At 67.0% G+C, this 25,722-nt stretch carries 22 protein-coding genes and 1 pseudogene; 14 read left to right on the forward strand and 9 right to left on the reverse strand.

All coding sequences use genetic code 11. From position 1 onward, the window contains the following. Complete coding sequence (locus NBY65_RS17510) at positions 1–1,029, reverse strand: patatin-like phospholipase family protein (RefSeq protein ID WP_150045448.1); 1,029 nt, start codon at positions 1,027–1,029, stop codon at positions 1–3. A gap of 211 nt (positions 1,030–1,240) precedes the next feature. Further along, positions 1,241–2,926: a citramalate synthase gene (cimA, locus tag NBY65_RS17515; RefSeq protein ID WP_150043890.1), complete on the reverse strand. Its 1,686-nt coding sequence runs from the start codon at positions 2,924–2,926 to the stop codon at positions 1,241–1,243. 566 nt (positions 2,927–3,492) lie between these two features. Here cimA and NBY65_RS17520 point away from each other — a divergent pair. Both NBY65_RS17520 and NBY65_RS17525 read left to right on the forward strand, forming a co-directional pair. Then, positions 3,493–3,756 carry a glycine zipper family protein gene (locus NBY65_RS17520; protein ID WP_150043888.1) on the forward strand — a complete coding sequence of 88 codons (264 nt, stop codon included), beginning with the start codon at positions 3,493–3,495 and terminating at the stop codon, positions 3,754–3,756. 84 nt (positions 3,757–3,840) lie between these two features. Further along, a complete protein-coding gene (locus tag NBY65_RS17525) occupies positions 3,841–4,383 on the forward strand; it encodes a hypothetical protein (RefSeq protein ID WP_203330659.1) in 543 nt (180 codons plus the stop codon). A gap of 27 nt (positions 4,384–4,410) precedes the next feature. Here the strand turns inward: NBY65_RS17525 and NBY65_RS17530 are convergent, their stop codons facing one another. Next, a complete protein-coding gene (locus NBY65_RS17530; RefSeq protein WP_150043886.1) occupies positions 4,411–5,016 on the reverse strand; it encodes a TetR/AcrR family transcriptional regulator in 606 nt (201 codons plus the stop codon). Positions 5,017–5,097: 81 nt separating this feature from the next. On the opposite strand from NBY65_RS17530, the gene NBY65_RS17535 reads away from it, so the two are divergent. Both NBY65_RS17535 and NBY65_RS17540 read left to right on the forward strand, forming a co-directional pair. Continuing rightward, positions 5,098–6,084: an aldo/keto reductase gene (locus NBY65_RS17535; protein WP_150043884.1), complete on the forward strand. Its 987-nt coding sequence runs from the start codon at positions 5,098–5,100 to the stop codon at positions 6,082–6,084. After that, on the forward strand, positions 6,081–6,395 hold the full coding sequence (locus tag NBY65_RS17540) for an NIPSNAP family protein (RefSeq protein WP_150043882.1): 315 nt from the start codon (positions 6,081–6,083) through the stop codon (positions 6,393–6,395). Before NBY65_RS17535 ends, NBY65_RS17540 begins: the two co-directional genes overlap by 4 nt. A 67-nt stretch (positions 6,396–6,462) precedes the next feature. On the opposite strand, the gene NBY65_RS17545 is transcribed toward NBY65_RS17540, so the two are convergent. Beyond that, positions 6,463–6,978, reverse strand: a complete 516-nt coding sequence (locus tag NBY65_RS17545; protein WP_150043881.1) for a DUF1269 domain-containing protein — start codon at positions 6,976–6,978, stop codon at positions 6,463–6,465. On the opposite strand from NBY65_RS17545, the gene NBY65_RS17550 reads away from it, so the two are divergent. Next, complete coding sequence (locus NBY65_RS17550; protein WP_150043879.1) at positions 6,977–7,327, forward strand: hypothetical protein; 351 nt, start codon at positions 6,977–6,979, stop codon at positions 7,325–7,327. The two genes, NBY65_RS17545 and NBY65_RS17550, sit on opposite strands and share 2 nt — an antisense overlap. Positions 7,328–7,423: 96 nt before the next feature. Then, positions 7,424–7,954 carry a helix-turn-helix domain-containing protein gene (locus NBY65_RS17555; protein WP_150043877.1) on the forward strand — a complete coding sequence of 177 codons (531 nt, stop codon included), beginning with the start codon at positions 7,424–7,426 and terminating at the stop codon, positions 7,952–7,954. 25 nt (positions 7,955–7,979) lie between these two features. Here the strand turns inward: NBY65_RS17555 and NBY65_RS17560 are convergent, their stop codons facing one another. Together NBY65_RS17560 and NBY65_RS17565 are read right to left on the reverse strand one after the other, a co-directional pair. Continuing rightward, positions 7,980–9,074 carry an AI-2E family transporter gene (locus tag NBY65_RS17560; RefSeq protein ID WP_162530798.1) on the reverse strand — a complete coding sequence of 365 codons (1,095 nt, stop codon included), beginning with the start codon at positions 9,072–9,074 and terminating at the stop codon, positions 7,980–7,982. 58 nt (positions 9,075–9,132) lie between these two features. Next, entirely contained in the window at positions 9,133–9,711 is a 579-nt protein-coding gene (locus tag NBY65_RS17565) for a hypothetical protein (RefSeq protein WP_150043873.1), read from the reverse strand. 398 nt (positions 9,712–10,109) lie between these two features. On the opposite strand from NBY65_RS17565, the gene ftsH reads away from it, so the two are divergent. The 7 genes from ftsH to NBY65_RS17600 all read left to right on the forward strand — a co-directional run bounded on the left by ftsH (position 10,110) and on the right by NBY65_RS17600 (position 20,050). Next, positions 10,110–12,029: an ATP-dependent zinc metalloprotease FtsH gene (gene ftsH, locus NBY65_RS17570; protein WP_150043871.1), complete on the forward strand. Its 1,920-nt coding sequence runs from the start codon at positions 10,110–10,112 to the stop codon at positions 12,027–12,029. A 163-nt stretch (positions 12,030–12,192) separates the two neighbouring features. Then, positions 12,193–13,173, forward strand: a complete 981-nt coding sequence (locus tag NBY65_RS17575; protein ID WP_150043869.1) for an aldo/keto reductase — start codon at positions 12,193–12,195, stop codon at positions 13,171–13,173. Positions 13,174–13,495: 322 nt separating this feature from the next. Further along, complete coding sequence (gene glgX, locus NBY65_RS17580) at positions 13,496–15,625, forward strand: glycogen debranching protein GlgX (RefSeq protein WP_150043867.1); 2,130 nt, start codon at positions 13,496–13,498, stop codon at positions 15,623–15,625. Positions 15,626–15,691: 66 nt separating this feature from the next. After that, a complete protein-coding gene (locus tag NBY65_RS17585; RefSeq protein ID WP_150043865.1) occupies positions 15,692–17,827 on the forward strand; it encodes an AGE family epimerase/isomerase in 2,136 nt (711 codons plus the stop codon). 39 nt (positions 17,828–17,866) lie between these two features. Continuing rightward, on the forward strand, positions 17,867–18,460 hold the full coding sequence (locus NBY65_RS17590; protein WP_203330658.1) for a hypothetical protein: 594 nt from the start codon (positions 17,867–17,869) through the stop codon (positions 18,458–18,460). Then, positions 18,457–19,092 carry a DJ-1/PfpI family protein gene (locus tag NBY65_RS17595; protein WP_150043863.1) on the forward strand — a complete coding sequence of 212 codons (636 nt, stop codon included), beginning with the start codon at positions 18,457–18,459 and terminating at the stop codon, positions 19,090–19,092. Before NBY65_RS17590 ends, NBY65_RS17595 begins: the two co-directional genes overlap by 4 nt. A 166-nt stretch (positions 19,093–19,258) precedes the next feature. Next, entirely contained in the window at positions 19,259–20,050 is a 792-nt protein-coding gene (locus NBY65_RS17600; RefSeq protein WP_150043861.1) for a bestrophin-like domain, read from the forward strand. 37 nt (positions 20,051–20,087) lie between these two features. Here the strand turns inward: NBY65_RS17600 and NBY65_RS17605 are convergent, their stop codons facing one another. Continuing rightward, entirely contained in the window at positions 20,088–21,791 is a 1,704-nt protein-coding gene (locus NBY65_RS17605; protein WP_150043859.1) for a methyl-accepting chemotaxis protein, read from the reverse strand. Positions 21,792–22,150: 359 nt separating this feature from the next. Here NBY65_RS17605 and NBY65_RS17610 point away from each other — a divergent pair, with 359 nt between their 5' ends. Further along, positions 22,151–23,284: a glycosyl hydrolase family 8 gene (locus NBY65_RS17610; RefSeq protein ID WP_162530797.1), complete on the forward strand. Its 1,134-nt coding sequence runs from the start codon at positions 22,151–22,153 to the stop codon at positions 23,282–23,284. A 310-nt stretch (positions 23,285–23,594) separates the two neighbouring features. On the opposite strand, the gene NBY65_RS17615 is transcribed toward NBY65_RS17610, so the two are convergent. Continuing rightward, entirely contained in the window at positions 23,595–24,989 is a 1,395-nt protein-coding gene (locus NBY65_RS17615; RefSeq protein ID WP_239003048.1) for a calcium-binding protein, read from the reverse strand. Positions 24,990–25,279: 290 nt separating this feature from the next. After that, a pseudogene (locus NBY65_RS33835) lies at positions 25,280–25,561 on the reverse strand (hypothetical protein); the annotation flags it as partial. Positions 25,562–25,722 lie beyond the last annotated feature (161 nt).

Below are 25,722 nucleotides of genomic sequence, written 5' to 3' on the forward strand. Positions count from 1 at the left end.
TCAGATGCCCTGCAGCAAGGCGTCCAGATCGAGCGAGGAACGCTGGCCGATATTCGCGCCGTCCTGCGCCAGGAAGGCTTCCGCCGAGCGGCGCCCCTCGTCGCACAGCATGGTCAGGAAGCCCCATTCCGCATTCAGCTTGGAGGAGTAGCCGAGATCGACCATGCGTTCGCTGACGACGCGATGGATGCGCATGGCCGCCCATTGCGCGCCCTCGTTGCTGCCGGGGGTCGCCACCTGGCGCAGCAGCGCGATCATGCGCAGTTCCTTCAGCAGCACGCTGTTGAAGGATACTTCGTTCAGGCGATTGAGGATGTCGCGCGCACTGCGTGGCGTGCCGGGCCGCTCCACCGGGTTGATCTGCACCAGGATCGTATCGTGCGACGTGCATTCGCGCACCAGTGGCGTGATGGTGGGGTTGCCGGCATAGCCACCGTCCCAATAGGGCTGGCCGTCGATCTCCACCGCCTGGAACATCGTCGGCAGGCAGGCGGAGGCGAGCAGAATGTCGGGGGTGAGATCGGCGTTGCGGAACACCCGTCCCTTGCCGGTCTGCACGTTGGTCGCGGTGACGAACAGCTTGATCGGCCCCTGCGCGAGGCGCGCGAAATCGACGCTCTGCGCCAGGATGTCGCTCAGCGGGTTGGTGCCGAGGGGATTGAGGTCATAGGGCGAAACCAGCCGCGACAGCAGGTCCATGGTGATGAAGACCGGCGAATAATCCATCGTCCAGCGGCCGAGCAGAATGTCGAGCGGCCCACGCTGGAACGGGCTGAGCCGGGCCGCGTCGGACACGCGCCGCCAGAACGCCGCGAGCGCCGCGCGCGCACCCTCGGCGCCGCCTTCCGCATAGCCGGATGCCAGCACCGCGGCGTTCATGGCGCCGGCCGAGGTGCCGGAAATCCCGTCGATGCGCAGCCGGGATTCTTCAAGAAGCCGATCCAGAACGCCCCAGGTGAAGGCCCCGTGGGCACCGCCGCCCTGCAAGGCCAGGTCGATCAGCACGTGGTCCTCGCGTGGTTCGCTCATGGCCGCACCTGAGCGGATCGTTCCCGCAGGCGCAAGCGCGCCCGGCTGAACGTTTTTGCGAGTGCAAAAAAACCGATATTGGCCGCGGCGCTTTCGCCCGCGCGGACATCCCGTGACGCGATCGGGGGTGTTTTTACACGCCGCGCAGCGATACTGGGGTGCAGGGGCCTTGTGGCCCCTGCCGGGTCAAGGGCGGAGCCCTTGCCTTGACTTACGCGTCCACCCCTTCCGGTCGCGCGCGGAACAGCCGGTAGGTGATCGCGTCGTGCAGGGCGCTGAAGGACGCGTCGATGACGTTGCCGGAGACACCGACGGTTGACCACCGGCCGAGGTCCGTGGCGTGCAGGTCATGGCTGTCGATCATCACCCGCGTCACCGCCCGGGTACCGTCGCGCGGCGTCAGGATACGCACGCGGTAATCCACCAGCGCCATGCCCGCCAGCACCGGGAACAGTGGCAGGAGTACCTTGCGCAACGCCGAATCCAGCGCGTGGATCGGGCCGTTGCCCTCGGCCACCGTCATCTGCCGCTGGTCCTGCACATCGATCTTCACGGTCGCTTCCGACATGGTGATCAACTCGCCACGGGCGTTCCAGCGGCGCTCATCGATGGCGCGGAAGGATGCAACGCGGAAGTATTCCGGCACTTCGCCCAGGATGCGCCGTGCCAGCAGTTCGAAGCTGGCTTCGGCGCCGTCATAGGTGAAGCCCTCGAATTCGCGTCGCTTCACCGTTTCCACCAGCAATGGCACGCGCCGGTCGTCGGGATCGACCGTGATGCCGATCTCGGCAAGGCGGGAGAGCAGGTTGGCGCGGCCGGCCTGTTCGGAGACGATGATGTGGCGGCGGTTGCCGACGCGTTCGGGCGAGATATGCTCGTAGGTGGTGCTGTCGCGCGCCATGGCGGCGGCGTGCAGCCCGCCCTTGTGGGCGAAGGCGTTTTCCCCGACATAGGCGGCGTGCCGGTTGGGGGCGCGGTTGAGCCGCTCGTCCAGCATGTGGCTGATTTCGGTCAGGCGGCGCAACCCGTCTTCGTTGATGCCGGTTTCATAGCCGAGCTTGAGCATCAACGTCGGGATCAGCGCGGTGAGGTTGGCATTGCCGCAGCGTTCGCCCAGGCCATTGATCGTGCCCTGGATCATCCGCGCGCCGGCGCCGACCGCGGCGAGGCTGCCCGCCACCGCTGTTTCGGTATCGTTATGTGTGTGGATGCCCAGGCGCGCTGCCGGCAGCGCCGCGGCTACTGCGCCGACGATGGTGGAGATCTGCTCGGGCAGGGTGCCGCCGTTGGTGTCGCACAGCACCAGCCAGGCCGCGCCCGCGCCGTGCGCCCGCTGCAGGCAGGAGAGCGCGTATTCGGGGTTACGCCGATAACCGTCGAAGAAATGCTCGGCATCGAACAGGACCTCGAGGCCGCGCGCGACCGCCTCGGCCACGGTGTCGCCGATCAGGTCGAGATTCTCCGCCGGGGTGACGCCCAGCGCCAGTTCGGCGGCCCGGTCGGAGGACTTGCCCACCAGGCAGACCGAGGTCGTGCCGCCGCGCAGCACCGCGTTCAGGCCGGGATCGTTGGCGGCGCTGTGGCCGTGGCGGCGGGTCATGCCGAAGGCGGTGAGCACGGCGTGGCGCAGCTTCGGCGGGTGGGCGAAGAACGCGTCGTCGGTCTGGTTGGCGCCCGGCCAGCCGCCTTCGATGTAATCGATCCCAAGCCGGTCGAGTTCGGTGGCGATCGCCTGCTTGTCGACGACGGAGAAATCCACCCCCTGCGTCTGGGCACCGTCGCGCAGGGTGGTGTCATACAGCACGATGCGGCGATCCGGAACCGCCTGGACGGGCCGATGGGGTGCGACCGTGGTCGCGTCGGAAGCGGGCGGTATCGATGGCGTCAGTATCGTCATGGGTCAACCACATATCCCTTGCTGCGCCTGTGGGGTGAACCTAGCCGCGCCGGGGGGAACGAACCATATCGAATGAAAGCCTTGAGACTGCGGTACGGTCTGGTCTGCCTTGTCCGCGCTGTGGCCAGGGACGGCAGGCCGGAGGGGGGATAATGCACCCAGGGTTGCCTTGTTGTCGACAAGGCGTCGGTTCGCGCGAGATCGGCCTGCTTCCCCGGCAGGGTGGCCGTCCGCCGGGTCGGTTCGATTTCAAATCGAAATGCGGGCAGGAATTGTGTTGGTCGGGCGCTACGAACGCGCGGATTCATGACGGGCGGACGCCCACGCCATTGTGCATCCGCGCCGTGCAGACGGATGCAGCATAGCTGGTTGACCTGCGAGACGATGCGGCGCCAGAGTGCGCCGCGATGGCGGAACTGACCGCAACGATACGCCTTCATTTCTCGTGGTTTCCACTCGCTCCTGTGCCCTCATGTGCGGTCCACGGGGGCGACCTCCACCGAACCGGTCGAACGCCAGCGTCTGTTCGCGGCACTCCATGGCGTAGCCAGGATCCGGAGAAAGAAATGCACAGATTCGCACTTGCTGCGCTTTTGCTGCTGGCTGGTTGCGCTGATCTTTCCCCCACCCAGCAGCGTGCGTTGACCGGCACCGCCGGTGGCGCCGCTGCCGGTGCGGCGATCGGGGCGATCGCCGGCAATGCCGGGATGGGGGCGGCCATCGGCGCCGGGACCGGCCTGGCCGGCGGCCTCGTGTGGGATGCACATCAGCGCGCCCAGCAATCGGCCTTTGACGCCGGCTACCAGACCGGGCGCAGCGGCGCGCAGTAGGGCGCGTCCAACCAACCGAGGCGGCAACAGGGGTTTGCACGGCGCGGCCATCCGGGCCGCGCCCGGGGATGGGATGCTACGGGGATGAATGACGTGCGACATATCGGTGACGGCGCGGCCGGCCACCCCACGCTGTCGGGCCGGCTGGTGCAGGAATGGCCATACATCGCGATGGTGGCGCTGGGCCTGTTCGGCGTCATCTTCCGCCTGTCGCTGGTCTATTGGGTGATCCTGACCCCGGTGTTCGGGGTGATCTGCACCGTCGCCGGATGGGGGCGCCTCGAAACCGGGGAGCAGCGGCGGCAGATGCTCGTCACCCAGGCGCTGAACTGGGTGGCCTTCCTGCTCGCCATCACCCTGTTCTTCAGCTACGGCATGCAGGCGCTGCTGAACCCGATTGCGATCCCGCTGGTGATGCTGACCTTCCTGGCACTGGGCACCTTCGTGGCCGGGCTGGAACTGCGGATCTGGCGGATCTGCGCCGTCGGCGGCGTGCTGTTCTTCGCCGTTCCGGTCTTCGGCTGGCTGAAGCAATCGGCCCCGCTGCTGGTGCTGGCCACGCTGCTGGTGGTGCTCGCCGGCGGACTCACCTGGTTCATCGGGCAACGCCGCGAAGCCAGGCCCTGACACCGGGCGGGCCGGATCACCGCCTGCTCAACGTCGCGGCGCATAGGCACGCAGGAAGGCGGCGGTCGCGGAGGCGATCGCCGTGTCATCCGGGGCCGTAGGCACCCCCAGCAGGGCCGGCCAGTAGCAGCCTTCCTTGATCGCGCCGAGGAACTCACAGGCCGCACGCGCGGGATCGGCGATTGCCAGCCGGCCGCGCGCCGCCTGGGCCGCCAGATAGCCCTGCAGCAATGCCTGCGCCCGGCCCTTGCCGCCGGCGAAGAAGTCCTGCGCCAGTTCCGGGAAGCGGTGATGCTCGGCGATCACCAGCCGTAGCAGCGCCTGCAGATCGGGCTGGCGCAGATGCGCGAGCACATGCGCGGCGAAGGCGGGCAGCGCCCGCGCGGGCGGGGCGGCATCGGTCAGCATGCCGGCATCTGGGGCAAGCAGCGAGGCATAAAGCCGCGCGACCACCGCCTGGAACAGATCGCGCTTGGCGGGGAAGTGGTTGTAGATCGTGCGCTTGGACACCTGCGCCCGGGCGGCGATGTCGTCCATCGCCGCAGCGGCATAGCCCTCGGCCAGAAAGGTGCAGGTGGCGGCGGCGATAATCGCCTCCCGCTTGGCGTCGCTGCGTGCGGCCTGTCTTGACACGGCGCCCCACAAAAGTAAACTACACGGTGTAGTATCCAAACCGGACGCATCATAACCGCCTCGATCGAGGAGAGAAAGACGATGCAGACGCGGGCGCTTGGACAAAGTGGCCTGGCCGTTTCGGCGATCGGGCTTGGCTGCATGGGCATGAGCGAGTTCTACGGCCCGAGTGACGATGCGCAGTCGCTGGCGACGCTGGAGCATGCCCTGGCGATCGGCATCACCCATTTCGACACCGCCGACATGTACGGCACGGGCCACAATGAACGGCTGCTCGGCGGCTTCCTCAAGGGGCGGCGTGATCGCGTGGTGCTGGCCAGCAAGTTCGGCATCGTGCGCCTGCCGGGCGAACACACGCGTCGCATCGACACCAGCCCGGCCTATGTCCGCACTGCCTGCGAGGCGAGCCTGCAACGCCTCGGCGTCGAGACCATCGATCTTTACTACGCGCATCGCCTCAACCCGGAAATCCCGGTCGAGGAAACAGTCGGCGCCATGGCCGATCTGGTGCGCGCGGGCAAGGTGCGGGCGCTGGGGCTGTCGGAAGTGTCGGCGGCGACGCTGCGCCGCGCCCATGCCGTGCATCCCATCGCCGCGGTGCAGACCGAGTATTCGCTGTGGAGCCGCGATCCGGAATCCGGCGTGCTGCCCGCCTGCCGTGAGCTGGGCGTCGCCTTCGTCGCCTATGCGCCGCTCGGGCGCGGCATGCTGACGGGGCATTTCGGCAAGGACACCGAACTCGCTGAAAGCGACATCCGCCGCCTCTCGCCGCGCTTCCAGGGCGAAAACCTCGAAGCCAATCTGCGGCTGGTGGGCGCGGTCACCGCCCTGGCCGCGGAACTCGGCCATACCCCGGCGCAGGTGGCACTGGCCTGGTTGCTGGCGCAGGGGCCCGACATCCTGCCGATCCCCGGCACCCGCCGCATTCCCCGGCTGAAGGAGAACGCCGCCGCCGCGGCGCTGATGCTGTCAACGGAACAGCTCGCGCGGCTGGATGCGGCGCTGCCGCCCGGCGCCGCCGCCGGGGAGCGCTATCCCGCCGACCGCATGAAGGGACTGAACGCATGATCTACGAGTTGCGGACCTACCAGATCCAGGTCGGCAAGGTTGGCGAGTACGTCGCGCATTTCCAGAACGTGGGGCTGCCGATCATCTCGCGCTATGCGGAGCTGGTCGGCTACTGGACGGCCGATCCGGGGCCGCTCAACCACGTCTTCCATCTCTGGCGCTATGCCAGCCTGGACCAGCGCGCCGAACGCCGCGCCCGGCTCTATCAGGATGCCGAGTGGCAGAGCCGGTTCCTGCCCGTCGCGCTGCCGCTGATCGTGCGACAGGAAAGCGCCATCCTCAATCCGACAGCGTTCTCGCCGCTCGCCTGATACCGTCCGGCGGGAGCGGGCCTGGGCGGGGCCGACGCCTCGCCCGGGTCCCTTGTCCCTGTGCGCGTCAGGCCGCCTGTTCGGCCCCGCCCGGCACATGCGGCTCGATGGCCGCCTTCAGCGCCGCTTCCTTCGTATGGTCGAAGGAGGTCCTGATGACCTTGCCGCCGACGCCCTTCAGGTCTTCCAGCACCTTGTCGGTGGTCATCTTGCGGATCAGCAGGAACAGGCCGGCGGTGCCCGGCTTGAGCGCTTCCCGGGCTTCTTCCTTCATCTGGTCGTCGTTGATGCCGACATCGGTCAGCGCGCCGCCGATCGCCCCGGAGGCCGCGCCGACGGCGGCGCCGACGACGGGCATCAGGAAGATCCACCCGATCAGCATGCCCCACAGCGCCCCGGTCGCAGCCCCCGGACCCACCGTGTGGATCAGTTGGTTGAGGTGGACGCGTCCCTTCTCGTCACGCGTGGCGATGACCGCGTCGCCGAGGTCAATCAGGTAGTCCTGGCTCATTTCCAGGATCTTGCTCCGAACCTCTTCCGCCTTCGCCTCGGTCTCGAAGGCGATGAACACGAGATCGCTCATGGGATTCCTCTCGGTGATGGAGGTCCGACGCAGCCCGCAGGTCCGGCAAGAACCATGCGCATCTGGTTGTCCCGGAACCGGTCGCGTCGAGGTGGCGGCGGAGCGGTGGCCGGAAGCGGCGTCGCCGCAGCGCGCGCGGCATGAATGGCATCGCGGCGGGCGCCTTGGCAAGCATCCGCAAGCGCCCGGCGTGATCACAACGATGGCGCTGGCATCAGGCCCGTTGCGAATCCCGGATGCCACGAAGGTCACCCTGGCGTGGGCCGGCACTGTCGGTGCAGGTGAAATGAAAAGCGAAAGAAAAATGAAGAATACAGGCTCCATTTGCGAGGGGCATGTCCCCCGGTGATTGAAAGGTTGCGCGCAAGGATGATTTCGATTGACCGGGCGGCCGTGGGGGGCGCCAATAAGAATCGCGCCGGGAGAGGCGACATTAGGGCAATGCATGGAACAGTGCGCGGTGAAACCACAGGCGTGGGTGCCGGATGTCGCCAGATTTCACAACCGCCACGTCCGGATGGAATTCACCGGCGATTCCGCATACTGCCAGTATCACCTGATCGAGTTCGTGGCTGAGCACCTGATCGACCTGTCCCAGGCGTTCAATGGCGACCTGCAGCAGATGGTCATTCTCGCTGTCGTCGGGCAGGTTCATCTCAGCGAGCATCTGCGTGGCGATGGCGGTCCGATCTGCCCCACGGCCTCGATCGCTTCGTCGCGCATTGCCGACATCACGCGGATTCCGCGCCAGACCGTTCGCCGCAAGCTGGAGCTCATGCGCGGGCGAGGCTGGGTCGAGCAAGGGCCGGACCTGGGCTGGCGGTTGGCGTGCCGGGACGGCAAGCCTGTCGCGGCGACGGATCTGGCGGAGATCAGCCAACGTGGCATCGAGCGCGGCGTGCGTCTTGCCGCCGCTTTCAACCGACGTCCGGCCTGCCTCGCGCGGATGCAGGCACCACCTGGCTGGTGTGACTGAGGCGGCGATGGCGCCGCCGTCCTGATCAGGGTGTAGCGGAGGGCGGTTCGGCTGGCGATGCCGGCCCTGCCATCGCCAGCCAGCCATGCGTCAGCGACGCGACCACGGACAGCGCCGCCGCGCCGAGGAACATGCCGGAGAATCCCCAGGCGAACAGCCCGCCCAGCACTGCGAGGAACAGCAGGGGCGCCGGCACCGCCGGGCGCTGCACGACCAGCAGCGGGCGGATCAGTTCAACCGTGCCCGTCACCGCCACGATGAACCATCCCGCCAGGAACACGATCTTTCCGACACCCGATCCCTCCCACAGCATCCATGCCAGCGAGAACAGCCAGACCGGCCATGGGCCGATCTGCAGCACCCGCAGCACGAAACACAGGAAGCCGAGCACTGAGGCCAGTTCCAGCCCCGCCAGCCAGAAGCCGATCCCGGACAGAACGGCTTCCACCAGGGCGCAGCCGATCAGCCACCAGGCGACGGCAAGGATCGCTTCCCGCGTGACCGCCAGCGCCTCGCCCGCGGCCTGCCCGCCCACCACCGTGGCGAAGCGCCGCATCATGTCCGGCACGCTGCGCCCCATGGCGAGAATCTGGCTGGCCAGCACGATGCCGAATACCACCTCGCCCAGCGCCGACAGCACGTCCGTCAGTTGCAGCAAGGCCAGGCGCGCGGCATCGAGCAGCACGCTCTGCAACTCTGCCCCCAATGCCGCGAGGTTGCGGACATCCTCCTGCCACAGACGGGCGAGGCGCGGTCCCACCACGGGGATGTGCGGCACGAAGCCGGGGGGCGGGGGCAGGCCGTGCACGGCCACGTCGGAGGCCATCGCCCAGATGTCGCGGAACACCGTGCGCAACGTCAGGCTGAGATAGATCAGCGGCAGGGCCAGCAGCACGAAGTAACCCGCGCCGATCAGCGTCGCCACCATCTGGCGCCGCCATCCCAGGCGACGCTCCAGGTGGTCAGCGAGTGGCCAGGCCGCAATGGCCAGGATTGCCGCCCAGACCATCGAGGCGACGAACGGCGCCAGCGCCCGGAAGCAGAGCCCGATCAGCACGCCGGCGGTCAGCAGCGTCAGCGCCGCTTCCAGCAGGGTCCGGCGATCGGGCCTGCCTGCCATTTTGCCGAAAGAAGTGTCCGGGGCCATGCAGCCAGGCCGGTGGTCGCCGCCTTGCGGGTTATGCCACCCGCAGCCGGCGGTGCTGGATCCGCCACACCACGGCGCCGAAGGCAACCAGGGCCAGCGCGCCCAGGGCCAGCACCATGACGGCCTGTTCAAGCCACGCCATCGCGGGAACGGCGAGGGCAAGGAAACCGCCGACGAGGCAGGCCCGCCATGTCCGCGCCAGCAACCCGGCCACGAAGGTGCCGAGCGCGAGCAGCGTCAGCAGGCTCAGCCCATCCGCGTTGTCGTTCACGACGCCCCGCACCTCGGGCAGAAACAGCAGGTACATGGCGATCAGGAACGCCGTCCAGTTGAGCGCCTGCAGCAGCACCAGGCCCACGCGCTCGCGGGGTGTGTCGAAGTTGTTCCAGCCGGCAACGATGCAGACCAGGCCGAAGACGGGGGCGAGCACGATCCAGTACCAGACGGCGGGGCGCCCCATGAAGCTGGTCCAGGAAGCGCCGATGACGCCCAGGACCAGCATCAGGATGAACGGCAGGTCATGCGCCAGCCAGCGCAGGAAACGCGAGGTGGTCGCGGGAGCATCCGCCAGGGAATCGGGGCTGGTCGAAACATCGCTGCTGCCGCTCATGTGCGGTGCCTCCTGAAGTCGACGTGTTCCTGGTGGTGTTCAGTCGCTGCCACCGGTCTTGCGTGACGGGCCATGTCAGCAGGCGGCGGCAAAAGCGCACGGCAAAGATACCGATCCTCTACATCCGCCGGCGCGGGGGGGGCAACATTCTGCCTGCTCAAATTGAGCACCACCCGGCGCCGCTCAAGATCCGGTGAACCGCAGCCCCGCGCCGTTTGGGCATCGGGCGGCGAAAATGCTCAACCGTAGTTTAGATAACGGAAAGGAAACGCAAGCCGTGGCCCGGTGTTCAGTTGGCTGGAAACGATCAGACGAGGGTCGGGACCGGACCCGCCCTGCCGCGCCGGCACGGCCGGCGTCCGCGAAGCAGCGCAAGGCTCGTCGGGCCGGGGAAGCGAATGACAAGATTGCGCCGTAGCCTCTTGGTTGGGGCGATTCTTTCGTTACTGACCGGGATGATCCTGCTCGTCATTCTGCAGGTCGAGCCCGGTACTTCGGCAGCCCCGCCGGCGATGGCGTATTCCGATTTCCTCGATGCGGTGAAGGCAGGCCGGGTACACGACGTGACCCTGCAGGGTCATGCCGTCACCGGGCATTTGCGCACCGGCGAGCCGGTCCGCAGCTACATGCCCGATGACCCGGCGCTGCTGTCGCGACTGGATGCCACGGGCGTGAAGGTGGACGTGGTGCCGGAGCAGGGAGATTCGGTGCTGTCCTATGCCCTCTATTACCTGCTGTCATGGGCCCCCGTGTTGCTGCTGGTCGGCGTGTGGGTGTTCTTCATGCGGCAGGCGCAGTCCGGCGGTGGTGCCGCCATGGGCTTCCGCAAGAGCCGCGCCCGGCTGCTGACCGAGGCCCAGGGCCACGTCACCTTCGCCGATGTCGCCGGCATCGACGAGGCCCGGGGCGAGCTGCAGGAGATCGTCGACTTCCTGAAGGATCCGGAGCGCTTTCAGCTTCTCGGCGGCAAGATTCCCAGGGGCGTGCTGCTGGTCGGCCCGCCGGGCACCGGCAAGACGCTGCTGGCACGTGCCATCGCCGGCGAGGCCCGCGTGCCGTTCTTCAGCATCTCCGGTTCCGACTTCGTCGAGATGTTCGTGGGCGTCGGTGCCTCGCGCGTGCGCGACATGTTCGAGCAGGGCCGCAAGAAGACCCCCTGCATCATCTTCATCGACGAGATCGACGCGGTGGGGCGCCATCGCGGCAAGGGCCTGGGTGGCGGCAACGACGAGCGCGAGCAGACGCTGAACCAGATCCTGGTCGAGATGGATGGCTTCGACAGCAGCGACAGCGTCATCCTGATCGCGGCCACCAACCGGCCGGACGTGCTCGATCCCGCGCTGCTGCGTCCGGGCCGCTTCGACCGGCAGGTCGTGGTGCCCAACCCGGACGTGAACGGGCGCCAGCAGATCCTGGGCGTGCACGTGCGCAAGGTGCCGCTGGCCGCCGACGTCGATACGCGGGTCATCGCCCGCGGCACGCCCGGCTTCTCCGGTGCCGACCTTGCCAACCTGGTGAACGAGGCGGCCCTGCTGGCCGCCCGGCAGGGCGCCGAGGCGGTGACGATGGCGGAGTTCGAGACCGCCCGCGACAAGGTGCTGATGGGCGCCGAGCGCCGCTCGCTGGTGATGAGCGAGGCGGAGAAGCGCATGACCGCCTATCACGAGGCCGGCCACGCGCTGTGTGCCCTGCACGAGCCGGAATGCGATCCGGTGCACAAGGCCACCATCATCCCGCGCGGCCGTGCGCTGGGCCTGGTGATGAGCCTGCCGGAAGGCGACCGCTACTCCAAAAGCAAGTCCAGGCTGCTCGCGGAACTGACCATGGCGATGGGCGGGCGCGCCGCGGAAGAGATCATCTTCGGCGCCGACAAGGTCTCCAACGGCGCGGCCGGCGACATCAGGATGGCGACCGACCAGGCCCGCCGCATGGTCACCGAATGGGGCATGAGCGACAGGCTTGGCCTGATCGCCTATGGCGACAACAGTCAGGAAATGTTCCTCGGCCATTCCGTGACGCAGACCAGGAACGTGTCCGAGGCGACGGCACGCGCGATTGACGCCGAGGTCAAGGCGATCATCGATGCCGCCTACGCCCGGGCCAAGGACGTGCTGGTCACGCATCTGGGCGACCTGCACCGTCTGGCACGTGGCCTGCTGGAGTATGAAACGCTGTCGGGCGAGGAGATCCGCAGCGTGCTGCGTGGCGAACGGGTGATCCGGCGGCCACCGCCGGACGCAAGCCCGATCCCGGCGCCGGAGCGCCCGGCCCTCCCGATGCCGCCGCCAGGGCTGGAGCCGCTGCCCCAGCCCGGATAAGGCATGGGTTCCAAGGGCTTTGCCCTTGGCGGAGGTGCAGGAGGCGGAGCCTCCTGCCGGGGGCGGGGCAGCGCCCCGCGATCTTGCCGCCGCGGCGCCAAAGGCGCTTGACTGGTGCGGCCCGGACCCAAGCGGGGCGGGAGGCAGGATCAGGAGAGTCCACGTGAAGTATGTGAAGCTCGGCCGCACCGGCCTGGATGTGTCGCGGCTGTGCCTTGGCTGCATGAGCTATGGCGAGCCGCAGCGGGGCAACCACGCCTGGACCTTGCCGGAGGCGGAGAGTCGTCCGTTCATCCGCAAGGCGCTGGAGCTGGGAATCAATTTCTTCGACACCGCCAACGTCTATTCCGACGGGTCGAGCGAGGAGATCGTCGGCCGGGCGCTGCGGGAGTTCGCCAGCCGCGACGAGGTGGTGATCGCGACCAAGGTGCATGGCCGGATGCGTCCCGGCCCCAACGGGGCGGGGCTGTCGCGCAAGGCGATCCTCGCGGAGATCGATGCCAGCCTGAAGCGGCTCGGCACTGATTATGTCGATCTCTACCAGATCCATCGCTGGGATGGGGCGACGCCGATCGAGGAGACGCTGGAGGCGCTGAACGACGTGGTGCGGGCCGGCAAGGCCCGCTACATCGGTGCGTCATCGATGTATGCGTGGCAGTTCGCCAGGGCGCTGACGTTGTCGGAACGCCATGGCTGGGCCCGGTTCGTGACCATGCAGAACTATGTCAACCTGCTCTATCGCGAGGAGGAGCGGGAGATGCTGCCGCTGTGCCGGGCCGAAGGCATCGGTGTCATTCCGTGGAGCCCGCTGGCACGGGGTCGGCTGACGCGCGACTGGGACGAGGCCACCGCGCGGTCCGAGACCGACGAGTTCGGCAAGACGCTGTACCGTGCGGCCGTGGAGGCGGATCGCAAGGTGGTCGAGGCGGTGGCCTCGGTTGCGGCCGCGCGCGGCCTGCCGAGGGCGCAGGTGGCGCTGGCCTGGGTACTGCAGAAGCCGGGCGTGTCGGCGCCGATCGTCGGGGCGACGAAGATGCATCATCTGACCGATGCGGTGGCGGCGCTGGAGGTGACGCTGAGCGCTGAGGAGACCGTCGCGCTGGAAGCTTCGTACGTTCCGCATCCGGTGCTCGGTTTCTCCTGAAGGCTGTGGCGGGCACGGGCAGGTCGCCCCGTGTCCGCCGCGACCGAAGGTTGGGTGATGGTGATGTGGGATGAATGGAGCAAGGAAAGAAAATTGCTCTATCGTATTATAATGAAATTATAAAGATAAGCTAAAAGAAAATATTCCACTCTTATCTTTTCAAACATATCTAAATTTAGACTCCAATAACGATACTGTTAAAACGCCAAGAATGACTCCCATAACGAGCGCATGACATACTGAATTACCGGTCGCAGCCGTATTGGTTGACGAATTTCCGGTAACTTCGCTCGGGCTGGATTGGGCTGGGGGGAATGCAGTCATGAACAAGGTTGGCCGCGTCCAGGAGGCGTATGCCACCTCCGTAGGACGCCCGCATCCGCTTGGCCCGTCGGTGCAGACCGATGGCGTCAATTTCTCGGTCTTTTCGCGCAATGCGACCGGCGTCGAGCTGCTGCTCTTCGACGGCGAAACCGCGCCGCAGCCAAGCCAGGTCGTGACCCTCGATCCCAACGCCAACCGCACCTTCGGGTTCTGGCATGTCTTCATCGAGGGCCTGCGGCCCGGCGCACATTACGGATATCGCGTCGACGGGCCGATGGATTTCGCCAATGGCCACCGTTTCGACCGCGCCAAGCTTGCCATCGATCCCTACGCGCGCGGCCAGTCGCTCGCGCTGTGGGATCGTGTCGCCGCCTGCGAGCCGGGCGACAACGTGGCGCGATCGATGCGTAGTGTCGTCATCGATTGGGATGACTATGACTGGGAGGGCGATGCGCCGCTTGGCCTGCCGATGCAGGACCTGATCATCTACGAGGCGCATGTCGGCGGCATGACTCGCTCCCCCAGCGCGGGCGTGGCCGATCCCGGCACCTATCGCGGGCTGATCGAGAAGATTCCGCACCTGCAGGCGCTCGGCGTGACCGCGATCGAGCTGCTGCCGGTGTTCGAGTTCGATTCCACCGCGGTGCTGCGAGAGACGCCGGACGGGACGAAGCTGCGCAATTACTGGGGCTACAGCACGATCGGCTTCTTCGCCCCGGCCAGCACCTATTGCCAGACGCCGGGGCAGGCGACGCACCTGACCGAATTCCGCGACATGGTGAAGGCGCTGCACCGGGCCGGCATCGAGGTGATCCTCGACGTGGTGTTCAACCACACCGACGAGGGCAACCACATGGGCCCGGCCATGTGCTTCAAGCTGCTCGACAACTCGGTCTATTACCACCTCGTGCCGCAGGACCGGCAATACTACATGGATTACTCGGGGTGCGGCAACACGCTGAACTGCAACCATCCTGTCGTTGCCAAGATGATCGTCGAATGCCTCGAGTTCTGGGTGCGGGAGATGCATATCGACGGCTTCCGCTTCGACGAGGGCACGATCCTGACCCGCGACGAGGCCGGGGTGCCGGTGATGCACCCGCCGGTGGTCTGGGCGATCGAGCTGAGCGAGACGCTGGCCAATACCAAGATCATCGCCGAGGCGTGGGATGCCGGCGGCGCCTACCAGGTCGGCTATTTCCCCGGCTATCGCTGGGCGGAATGGAACGGCCGCTTCCGCGACGTGGTGCGCCGCTTCGTCGCCGGCGAGCCCGGACTGGTCGGGCAGCTCGCCGACCGGGTCTGCGGCAGCGCCTCGATCTACCAGGCCAGCGGCCACATGCCGATCAACAGCATCAACTTCGTCACCTGCCATGACGGGTTCACGCTGAACGACCTGGTCAGCTACAACGGCAAGCACAACCAGGCGAACGGCGAAAACAACGCCGACGGCGCCGACGACAACAATAGCTGGAACTGCGGCGTGGAAGGGCCGGGCGATGCGGCGACGGAGCGTTTCCGCTCGCAGCAGGTGAAGAACTTCGCCATCCTGCTGCTGCTGGCGCAGGGCGTGCCCATGATCAGCGGCGGCGACGAGATCCGCCGCAGCCAGGGCGGCAACAACAACGCCTATTGCCAGGACAACGCCATCGGCTGGACCGACTGGACCGGCACCGCACGTCACGCCGACGTGCTGCGCTTTTTCCGCCATGCCATCGCGCTGCGCCGCTATCACCCGATGCTGCGGCGGGCGCGCTTCTTCACCGGCGAGCGCAACCCGCGCGGCCTGCCCGACATCTCCTGGCACGGCACCCGGCTGGGCCAGCCGAACTGGGACGATCCCGCCTCCCGCGTGCTCGCCGCGACCTTCGGCGGCGCCGCCGACGAGCGCGACCTGCACGTGATGATGAACATGTCCGACCACGTGATCGCCTTCGAGCTGCCGCACATCGAGGGCCATGCGTGGGGCCGCGTCGCCGATACCTCGCTGTCCCCGCCGGACGACATCGTGGGCGAAGGGAAGGCGGTGCCGATCGGCGGTAACGAATACCTGGTGAACGGCCACAGCATCGTGCTGCTGGCAAGCCTGCGCGCCACGACGGGTGGCTCCGCGCCGCTCAGGCCCTGAGCCGCGCTCCGCGCCAGGCAACACGTCGCACGCCTGCACAACAACATCCGATGGGAAATCCGACCCATGGTGGATATCGCGTTCTCGTTCTCCGACATGATCGCGGGCTACTGTACCGGCTTCGACCGGGCGGCGGACAGCTTCGGCATCCGCACCTCCGACGGGCGGGAGTTCACCGCCCGCCTGACGCAGACCACCTTCGCCGAGCTGGTCCGCAATCTCGGCGAGGCCTATGTCGACTGCACCGGCCAGATGCGCGAGATGCTGGTGCCGGACCGCTTCCTCTTCACCTACGGCGTCTTCTATCCCGAGCCGGGCAAGCCGTTCGAGGCGAAGACGCTGGTCTTCGCCGGCCGCACCGGGACGGAGTTCGTGTTCGAGCAGCAGAACTGGTGGATCAGGCAGATCCGCCAGTTGGCGCAGTTCTTCCTGCGCGCGCAGTTCGGTGGCGCCGACGGCACCATCGACATCAACTACCACAACTATCGCACCACCCTCACCGCCGATGGCACCCGTACCAACACCTTCCGCCAGGAATGCGACACCATCTCGCGCCTGGTCTACGGTTTCGCCAGCGCCTTCATGCTCACCGGCGAGGACAGGTTCCTCGAGGCCGCCGAGGTCGGGACCGCCTATCTGCGCGACCATTTCCGTGCCTCCGACCCGACCTCCGGCACCAGCTACTGGTACCACGCCATCGACGTGAACGGCGCGCGGGTGCGCAAGGTGCTGGCCTCGGAATTCGGGGACGATTTCGACGCCATCCCCGCCTATGAGCAGATCTACGCGCTCGCCGGGCCGGTGCAGACCTTCCGTGCCACCGGCGACAGCCGCATCCTCGCCGACGCGCATGCGACGATGACGCTGTTCGACCGTTATTTCCACGATCCCGAGCAAGGCGGCTACTGGTCGCATATCGATCCGGTCACCTTCAACGGCCAGTCGGAGACGCTCGGGCGCAACCGGGCGCGCAAGAACTGGAACTCGGTCGGCGACCATGCCCCGGCCTATCTGATCAATCTGTGGCTTGGCACCGGCGGCGAACGCGAGCGGCAGATGCTGGAGGACTGCGCCGACCTGATCACCACGCATTTTCCCGATTACGAGCATTCGGCCTTCGTCAACGAGAAGTTCCACGGCGACTGGAGCCACGATCAGAGCTGGGGCTGGCAGCAGAACCGCGCCGTGGTTGGCCACAACCTCAAGATCGCCTGGAACCTCATGCGCATCGCCAGCATGAAGCCGGACAAGGGCTATGTCGCGCTGGCCGAGAGGATCGCCGAGCTCATGCCCGCGCACGGCATGGACAAGCAGCGTATGGGTTGGTACGACGTGGTGGAACGCGTGCTGGCACCGGGCGAGACCGAGCACCGCTTCGCCTGGCATGACCGCAAGGCGTGGTGGCAGCAGGAACAGGGCATCCTGGCCTACATGATCCTGTCCGGCGTCCGCAAGGATCCGCAGTACCTGAAATACGCCCGCGAATCAGCGGCCTTCTACAACGCCTGGTTCCTCGACCATGATGCCGGCGGCGTCTACTTCAACGTGCTGGCCAACGGCCTGCCCTACATGATGGGCACCGAGCGGATGAAGGGTAGCCACTCCATGAGCGGCTATCATTCCTTCGAGCTGTGCTACCTCGCCGCGGTCTATGGCAACCTGCTGATGACCCGCCAGCCGCTCGACCTGTATTTCAGGCCGTTCCCGAAATCCTACGGCGACGGCGTGCTGCGGGTCGCCCCGGACATCCTGCCCGCCGGCTCGGTGCGGATCGAGAGCGTGAGCATCGACGGCCTGTCCTATGACAAGTTCGATGCCGAGGCCCTGACGGTGACGCTGCCGGACACCACCGACCGGGTGAAGGTGCATGTGCGCCTGGTGCCGACCAGCGGCGTCGAGCATTTCACCATCACGTCCGAAGCCGAGGGCAGGTCCGTCACCCTGACCCTGTGCGGCCAGCTCGACGAGCGTGGCATGCCGGCGTTCCGGGCCGAGATGGCGCGGCTGCTGGCCGCGGCGCCGACCCGCGTCGTGTTCGATGTCGGCAGCCTGACCCTGATCAGCGCCGGCGCGGTGCGCGAGCTGGCGATGGTGCGCGAAAAGCTCGACCTGGACGAGGACCTGCGCGTGGCCGGTGCGAGCCCGGCGGTGCGCGAGCAGCTCGACCTCGTCGGCTTCGGCGACGGTGTGACCTTCATCTGATCCGCGCGATCATCGCGCCCTGCCAAGGAAGTCCTTCCCATGCCACAGCAGAACCTGTCGCAACGCAGGAACCATTACGCCGAGCTGGCCGCGGATTATTCGCGGCCGGGCGGCGTTCCCGAGGAAGTCCGCGCCCGGCTGATCCGGCTTGCCGAGGAGCTGGTCCGTCGCAAGGAAGCGGAGCTGCCTGAGATCGGCCCCGACTACACCGCCGCCCGGATCGAGGCTGAAAACCGCGAATGGTGGCCGACGCATTGCGAGGCGTTGCGCCAGCGCCGTGGCGATATCCTGACCGGCGAGTACCGCGAGGACCTGGTCTATTTCTGCCAGGACGGGCCGTATTTCGGCACCACCGCGCAGCGGGAGCGGGAGAAGCACTGGTGGGCGCTGATCGCCCAGCCCGGTGTCACCATGACCTGGCCGATCGTGCTGTTCTGGAGCGAGTTCGTCCATTTCGAATGGGCGGCGCTGGACGACGCGACGCACGAGACGGTGGCCAAGGGCAGCGTCTGCTGGGTGCGGCGCGGGCACCGCGGCGGCTGTTACTTCAAGAGCGAGCAGTTGACCTTCTATCGCGACGTCACCGCGCCGGCGCATCTGCTGGCCCTGGTGGAGAAAGGGGGAGGCGCATGACCGCCGATGCCGGCACGGGCATTTTCGGCGAGCCCGTCCGGGGGCGGATCGGGGTGCTGATCGAAGAGCATTTCGACCAGACCGAGTTCCTGAAGTTCAATGACTTCTTCCCGGCCCATGGCTACCAGGTGGTCTATCTCTCGCATCTGTGGGGCAATCCGTCGCTGCATTTCCGTGCCAACCCGGATGACGGCCGGATCGGTGCCGAGGTGACCGTCACCACCGAGGTGGAAACGGCTGATATCCGCGACTACCGCGGCATCCTGCTGATCGGCGCCTATGCGACCGACCGGCTGCGCTACCAGGCCAATCCGCGCAAGGGCCAGCCGAACATGGCCCCGGCGGTGCGTTTCCTGCGCCGGGCGGTGGCGACGCCGGGGCTGAAGACCGGCACGATCTGCCACAGCCTGTGGCTGTTCTGCGCCGACCGTTCATTGCTGGCGGGACGGCGCGTGACCTGCGCGCACAACATCATCTGCGACGTGGAGAATGCCGGCGGCGAGGTGGTGTACGACGGCGACCAGACCGCGGAGCTGGTGATCGATGGCGACCTGATCTCCGGCAAGCATCCCGGCATGGTCGACAGCTTCATGCGGACCTACATCGCCGAGCTGGAGAAGGTGCACGCCTGACCGCCGGCCCCGCGCGGGATCAACTCTCCGCGCGGGGCTGACGGAGCGGCCATGGACCGGATCAAAGACGGCTTCGGGCGGCCCGGCCGGCATCGAGGCAGCCGGTCGTTGGCGGTCAATCATCCGGGCGGACGCGACGTGCCCCCCGGCGGCGCGGGGCAGGCGGATGACGTACGGGGTGGCGGTGCTGATCGTTCTCGGCAGTTGCCTGGCGACGCTCGCGCTCAGTGCGCTGGCGTTCCGGCTGCTGCGTGTCGAGCTGCGGCGCCGTCATCACGAGGTGGGCAGCGCGCTGTTCCTGCAGCTCGGGGTGATCTACGCGGTGCTGCTGGCCTTCGTGTTCAGCCAGGTGCTCGCGGATGTCACCGCGGCGGCGGAGGCGGTCAGCATCGAATGCGGCGACCTGCATGCCGTCGCCATGCTGTCCGGTACGTTGCCGCCGGAACAGGGCGCGCGGCTGCGCGAGGACATCGCCGCCTATCTCGAGACGGTGGTGAAGGTGGAATGGCCGATGATGAGCGAACACCACACCGCCAGCCCGGACGCCGTCGAGAAGTTTCGCGTGATGCTGGCGACTGTCAGCGGGATCGACGCCATGCGCCCGCAGGACGCGGTGCTGCGCGATCACATGCTGACGCTGCTGGCCGATGCGCATGCGCGGCGGGAGATGCGGGTCTTCCAGGCGGGGGAGGGCGTGCCGGCGGTGACCTGGTGGCTGCTGATCGCCTTCGGCGTGGTGCTGACCCTGTTCGTGGCGATGTCGGGCACGGCGTATCTGCCCACCCACCTGCTGTTCGGCGTGACCTTCAGTTGTTCGATCAGCCTGATCCTGGTGGCGATCGGGCTGCTGGACTACCCGTTCTCCGGGTCGCGGCCGCTCGATGTCGGTGACTTCACCGAGACGCTGGCGAAAGTGCGGGAGATCGGCTCGTCCACCTTCGGGCAGGTTGCGCGCTGACCGGGGGACGGGCGCCGTCCCCCGGCCATGCCCTGCGTCAGGCGGCCCGCACCCCTTCGAGGAAGGCGTGGATTTCCCGCGACAGCGATGTCGCCCCCTGCGACAGCGCCGTCGCCGCCGTGTCCACCGCCGCCGAGGCCGCGCCGGTGCTCCGCGCGGCGTCCTGCACGCCCTGGATGGAGCTGCCGGCGCGGTTGGAGGCGGCGGCGGTCGCCTGGGTGTGGCGGGTGATCTCCGCGGTCGCGGTGCCCTGTTCCTCGACGGCGGCGGCGATGGTGGTGGCGATGGCGCTGACTTCCTCGACGGTCGCGGTAATGCCCTTGATGGCGGCGACGGCCTCGCGGGTGGCGTCCTGGATCTGCGCGATCTGGGTGGTGATCTCCTCGGTCGCCCGGTGGGTCTGCGTGGAGAGCTGCTTCACCTCGGCGGCGACGACGGCGAAGCCGCTTCCGGCCGCGCCGGCGCGGGCGGCCTCGATGGTGGCGTTGAGCGCGAGCAGGTTGGTCTTGCCGGCGATGCCGGAGATCAGCCCGACCACGTCGCCGATCCGCTCGGCCGCCGTCGCGAGGCCGCGGACGATGCCGTCGGTGCGTCGCGCGTCCTGCACGGCCTGGCCGGTCACCCGGGCCGACTGCGTGACCTGACGACTGATCTCCCCGATCGAGGCGGTCAGTTCCTCCGACGCGGTGGCGACGGTCTGCATGGCAAGGTTGACCTGGCCGGCGACCGCCGAAACGGCATCGGCCTGTTCCTGCGTCCGGTGCGCGGTGCCGCGCATCGCCTGGGCCGTCTGCGTCAGCTCCGTCGTCTGCGCGCCGAGGCCCGCGACCAGGCTCGCCACCTGTGGCTCGAACTGCGCGACCAACTGGCCCAGGCGCTCGGCGCGGGCGTGCTTCGCCGCCTGCTCGGCCGCGGCCGATGCCGCCAGCGCCCGCTGCTGCACCGCGGTTTCGCGGAAATGCGCCAGGGCACGTGCGATGGCACCGATTTCATCCTGCCGCGCGGTGCCCTCGATGGTGAGGTCGAGCTCGCCATCGGTCAGGCGCTGCATCAGCCCGGTCATCCGCAGCAGCGGGTGGGAGATCTGCCGGATGGCGATCCAGGCCGCCACCGCCGCGCTGACCAGGATGGCGGCCGCCGAGCCCAGGACCAGGGTCAGCAGCGTTGCCGCGTTCCCGGCGCCGGCCCGGCGCTGCGCCGCTTCCAGCGCGGCATGGGCCTCGTCGATGGCCTCGCCGACCAGGGGTTCCAGCGTCAGCCGGATCTGGCCCGCCGCGGTGCTGACGCGGCGGAATTCCTCGGGCTGCGCGGCGTCCTCGCCGCGGGCCTTCATGCGCAGGATGGTGCCGATGGTGCGGTCGAACTCGCCCACCAGCCCCTGCATCCGCTCCGCGCGCGCCGCGGTGCCGGGCAGGTCGCTGCTGGACGCCCAGCGCCCGATATCCTCGCGGACGGCGGCCATGAAGCCGTGGAAATCGGCGATCAGCTTGTCGCGGTCGGCGGCGAGGGTGGCGATCTGCGCCTTGCTGCTGGAATTCGCGGCCGCCCGCATGTCGGAACGGGCTTCCCGGATGGCCTCGAGGGCGGGCAGGCGGCGGGCGTGGTCATAGGCGCGCTCGGCCTGCCCGGCCTGCAAGGCCAGGCCGGCATAGGTGACGATGCCGATGCAGGTCAGCAACAGCATGGCCACGGGAATCGCCACCTTCGTGAGCACCGGAAGACGCGACAATATCGGTTGCATGAAAGCAATCTTTCTACTTGCAGTGTGAGCTGTCCTGCCCCGATGTCTTGATAGACGAATGGTGCTTATTAAGAAAGCAAAATCATATTATTTACGTAATAGATATTTTTGCTGACGCACACCGAATTGACCGCAGTGGCAGAATATTTCGTTTATGAAATATTTGCGATAGCCGGGAGGCAGGCATGGCACGTTTCATGCTTTATGTCGTTCTATGTCGGCGTCATCCTTTTCGCGCGCATGTGTTGCTGCGGGCATTGAAACGGAGTTGAACGTTTCAGATCTTGTTAACATAACATATCAAAAATTGTCCGTGTCTCGAATTCATGCCATTCTGCTCTCGTGATGGAGATGGGTTTTTGAATCCTCAGCTGCAGCGCCGGATCTGGCGCCGGGATGCCCTGTCGACGGTGTCCGGGGGGCTTCTGCTGGCGGGGCTCGGCGCGCGGCCGGCCCCGGCGCACAGCCTTTCCAGCGCGCGTTTCCCCGGTGTCAATCGCGAGGAATGGGAAACCTTCAGGTCACGCTACGTCACTGGTGACGGCCGGGTGGTCGATACCGGCAACGGCAATTGCTCGCATACCGAAGGGCAGGGCTGGGGCATGCTGTTCGCCGTGGCCTTCGACGACCGGGAGAGTTTCGAGGCGATCCGCGGCTGGACGGCCAGCACGCTGCGGCGGTCCTCGGACAGCCTGCATGCCTGGCGCTACCGTCCGGGAGACCGGGTGCCGGTCGCGGACTGGAACAACGCGACCGATGGCGACATCTTCGTCGCCGCCGCGCTGTGGCGCGCCGCCCTGCGCTGGCAGCGGCCGGACTACGCGGTGCAGGCGCGCACCATGGCGCAGGACATCCTGACGCTGCTGGTGCGGCCGGCCGGCCCGCACATGGTGTTGCTGCCGGGGGTCGAGGGCTTCGTTCTCGCCCACGGCACCACGGTCAACCTGTCCTATTACGCCTTCCCCATGATGGCTGACCTGGCCCTGGCGTTTCCCTCGCCGCTGTGGCCGCGCATCGCCACCGACGGGATGGCCCTGCTGCAGGCCGGGCGGTTCGGGAGCTGGAAACTGCCGCCCGACTGGCTGCGCGTCGACCGTGACGGCAGGCTGCGGCCCGATCCGAAATGGCCGCCACGCTTCTCCTACGATGCCATCCGCATCCCGCTGTACTTGTCCTGGAGCGGGCTGATGCCGCCGCAGATGCGCGCTGCCCTGGCCTCCTTCTGGGTCAGCCACCGCAACAGCCTGCCGGCCTGGGTCGACCTGATGACGGAGGCGCAGGCGGGCTACCAGGCATCGCCTGGCTTCAGGGCGGTGGCGCAGTTGGCGCTGACGGCCCCGGCCGATCCGCGGCTGACGGGGTTTCCGGCCGACATCCCCTCGGTGCGTGACTGCAACGACTATTACGCTGCCGCCCTGGTGCTGCTGTCCCGCCTGGCTTGGCAGGAACGTGGCGACGGGCTGAACCGCAGCCGCGTGCTGATGGCGGGGTAGCACGGCCCTCGCCGCTTTCGTACCGCGACCACGTGCGAATACCAGGGCAGACCGGCTGGCTGTTCCCGAACGGGCCGGTCCTTCGGGCGGCGGGCGCATGAGCACGCCACGCCGGACCCGGCCGCGCGCCAGCGCAGAATCCGTGTGCTGGCGTTTCTGAAACAAATCTCAAAAGCGGGTTATCAACAAAAAACTGTGCCAGCTATCAAGATTCGATGCCGCAGTCCGGACATCTTTCATCCACGGCGGGTCAGCCCGACGTGCGATGGCACCCGGCGAAAGGTCTGACGTTCGCCGGGTGCCATCGGCTTCACGCCAGGGCGGACAGGATGGAGAGCTGGTCGCCGATGATGAAAGGCTGGTTCCGCGAAATTGCCTCGGTGCTGGTTGTCCCGCTGACGAAGACGCTCCGCAGGAGGGGCAGTGCCTGCGCATCGCTCAGGACGCCCCATCTTGGAATCCCAGCATAGGCGGGATTGTTGACAAAAAAGTCACTGAGCGTCATCACGGCATTGCTGCCGCCGAAGTTCAGGGTGACCTGCAGGTCACGGGCGTCTCCCCCCGTCCGTTGCAGCCATACCGTCTTGCCGTTATTTTCCTGCAGGTCTTTGTCCGTGCCCCAGGCTCCTTGGTACATGATCAACCGATCGTCATCACGGACCCGGAAGTCAGTGATGACATCACTGCCGAAGGCCCCGGTCAGCAGGTACCAGTCGGATCCGCCACCACCGGTGAACACATCCTGGCCGTCGCCGCACTGTCCGGGGGTCCCGAGGAGGAACGTATCATTGCCCGCCCCGCTCTTGACGATGTCGTTGCCGCGTCCGGCGCAGACCGCATTGGTGCCGGACCCGAGTACGATCACATCGTCGCCAGCGCCGCCATAGACAATGTTGTCGCCGTTTCCTAACGTGATCAGATTGCGGCTGCCGCTGGCGAACACCCAGTTGTCCCCGTTGCCCGCGGAGATGACGGCAGGGCCACCGCCAGTGAAAATCGTGTTGTTGCCATTCCCGGCGATGGTGGCCACTTTTCTGCCGCCGGCGAACACCCAGTTGTCCCCCTCTCCGACGCAAAGGGCCGTGTTGCCGCAGCCAACCTGCCGGTAGACCTTTCCGGACGGTGTAGCTCCTGCTTCCGGCCTGCCGCTGTCCACCATGGCCGTGGCGGTTCCGCTGGATACTTCCCCCGCAATGGCCAGTGTCTGCGTAATGGCCTGCGTGCTCAGGCCGGGATAGACACCAATGGCGATCGCGCTGGCATCGAACGCGGCACTCGCACTGCCGCCGTCGCTGCTGATGGTCGCGGGAGGGCTGCTTATCGTCGAAGCCGTCGCATCCGTGACGGTGATCGGGCCGCCGAGGAACGTCAGTCCCTGGAATTCCAGGGCGAAGAAGCTGACCTGCGCCATGTCCGAAGACCAGGACCCAGTGCCGATGCTGCCATTGCCCGTGGCCGTGACACGGCGTTCGATGAAGAGGTCCGCGCCAGAGACGTCCAGTGCCTGTTGGATGTCGGTGTCGGCGGTCTGGCCCGCGGACGCAAGGGCGGTTGCCGTCAGCGTGGCGGTTCCAAACGCGAAGGTCGCCGGACCGCGCGTGATCAGTTGCACCGATACGTCCCCGGTGGCGGACGTATCGGTGCCCACGGCGACTGCCGCTACCGTGAAAGAAGCTGTAAGGAAGCCGTCTCCGGTTTCCGGCACGAGTGCCAACGAACTCACCGAACAGCCAAGGAGCCCAGCGAGGGGGCTTCCACTTGCGGTGCCCGCCCCAACCGCTTGTGTGGCACCGGGATTCACGGTGCCGGGAGCGGTCGTCGTCTGGCACGATTTCCTCGACATCGTCATTTTATCGCCTTAGTGGAAAATTTCCGCTTCAATAATAAGAAATGACAATATTTTAAATTCAAAATATGTGGAACTCGAACCAGTGCATGCAGCCCAATTTCTTGTTTCCGTTTGGCTCTTGTCGGGTCGCGGGGTGGTAGAATGCCTCACCCGACCAGGCCACCCACGAGGGCACTGAGCAGGGCCTTGCCACGGCGACGGGCGTTATGCACGAACTGGAAGAAGCCGGGATAGAGCGGCAACTTGTCCTGCGAGATGCCCCGGTGAGGGCGAAGCCAGGAGCGCAGCAGCGACCAGAAGCCCTCAATGGTGTTGACGTGAACTTCACAGAATTCATCGCCATCTTCATCGCGCGCATACTCACCGTGAGCGTGGCAGACCGTCTTGTGCGCGTAGCCCCAGGCTGGTAGTCGGGCGTAGATGTCGCATTCGTCGGTATGCGATCAGCGTACCTGATGCAACCGCCTGCGTGATGATCGGCCAGAAGATCCGCTGTCCGCCAGGGGCATGAGCGTGTCGCTTGCCGTTTCGGCCACGTGCTGCCGGCAGCCCGCGGGGCTGACCGGTCTGCGCGTGGGGGCGGGGCCGG

The organism is Rhodovastum atsumiense, from assembly GCF_937425535.1.
GTDB classification, from domain to species: Bacteria; Pseudomonadota; Alphaproteobacteria; order Acetobacterales; family Acetobacteraceae; genus Rhodovastum; species Rhodovastum atsumiense.

Bases quoted from the DNA above. Each gene is read 5' to 3' on its own strand.
- NBY65_RS17510 (WP_150045448.1), bottom strand. From the start codon at position 1,029: ATGAGCGAACCACGCGAGGACCACGTGCTGATCGACCTGGCCTTGCAG.
- cimA (WP_150043890.1), bottom strand. From the start codon at position 2,926: ATGACGATACTGACGCCATCGATACCGCCCGCTTCCGACGCGACCACG.
- NBY65_RS17520 (WP_150043888.1), top strand. From the start codon at position 3,493: ATGCACAGATTCGCACTTGCTGCGCTTTTGCTGCTGGCTGGTTGCGCT.
- NBY65_RS17525 (WP_203330659.1), top strand. From the start codon at position 3,841: ATGAATGACGTGCGACATATCGGTGACGGCGCGGCCGGCCACCCCACG.
- NBY65_RS17535 (WP_150043884.1), top strand. From the start codon at position 5,098: ATGCAGACGCGGGCGCTTGGACAAAGTGGCCTGGCCGTTTCGGCGATC.
- NBY65_RS17540 (WP_150043882.1), top strand. From the start codon at position 6,081: ATGATCTACGAGTTGCGGACCTACCAGATCCAGGTCGGCAAGGTTGGC.
- NBY65_RS17550 (WP_150043879.1), top strand. From the start codon at position 6,977: ATGGGATTCCTCTCGGTGATGGAGGTCCGACGCAGCCCGCAGGTCCGG.
- NBY65_RS17545 (WP_150043881.1), bottom strand. From the start codon at position 6,978: ATGAGCGATCTCGTGTTCATCGCCTTCGAGACCGAGGCGAAGGCGGAA.
- NBY65_RS17555 (WP_150043877.1), top strand. From the start codon at position 7,424: ATGGAACAGTGCGCGGTGAAACCACAGGCGTGGGTGCCGGATGTCGCC.
- NBY65_RS17560 (WP_162530798.1), bottom strand. From the start codon at position 9,074: ATGGCAGGCAGGCCCGATCGCCGGACCCTGCTGGAAGCGGCGCTGACG.
- NBY65_RS17565 (WP_150043873.1), bottom strand. From the start codon at position 9,711: ATGAGCGGCAGCAGCGATGTTTCGACCAGCCCCGATTCCCTGGCGGAT.
- ftsH (WP_150043871.1), top strand. From the start codon at position 10,110: ATGACAAGATTGCGCCGTAGCCTCTTGGTTGGGGCGATTCTTTCGTTA.
- glgX (WP_150043867.1), top strand. From the start codon at position 13,496: ATGAACAAGGTTGGCCGCGTCCAGGAGGCGTATGCCACCTCCGTAGGA.
- NBY65_RS17585 (WP_150043865.1), top strand. From the start codon at position 15,692: ATGGTGGATATCGCGTTCTCGTTCTCCGACATGATCGCGGGCTACTGT.
- NBY65_RS17590 (WP_203330658.1), top strand. From the start codon at position 17,867: ATGCCACAGCAGAACCTGTCGCAACGCAGGAACCATTACGCCGAGCTG.
- NBY65_RS17595 (WP_150043863.1), top strand. From the start codon at position 18,457: ATGACCGCCGATGCCGGCACGGGCATTTTCGGCGAGCCCGTCCGGGGG.
- NBY65_RS17600 (WP_150043861.1), top strand. From the start codon at position 19,259: ATGACGTACGGGGTGGCGGTGCTGATCGTTCTCGGCAGTTGCCTGGCG.
- NBY65_RS17605 (WP_150043859.1), bottom strand. From the start codon at position 21,791: ATGCAACCGATATTGTCGCGTCTTCCGGTGCTCACGAAGGTGGCGATT.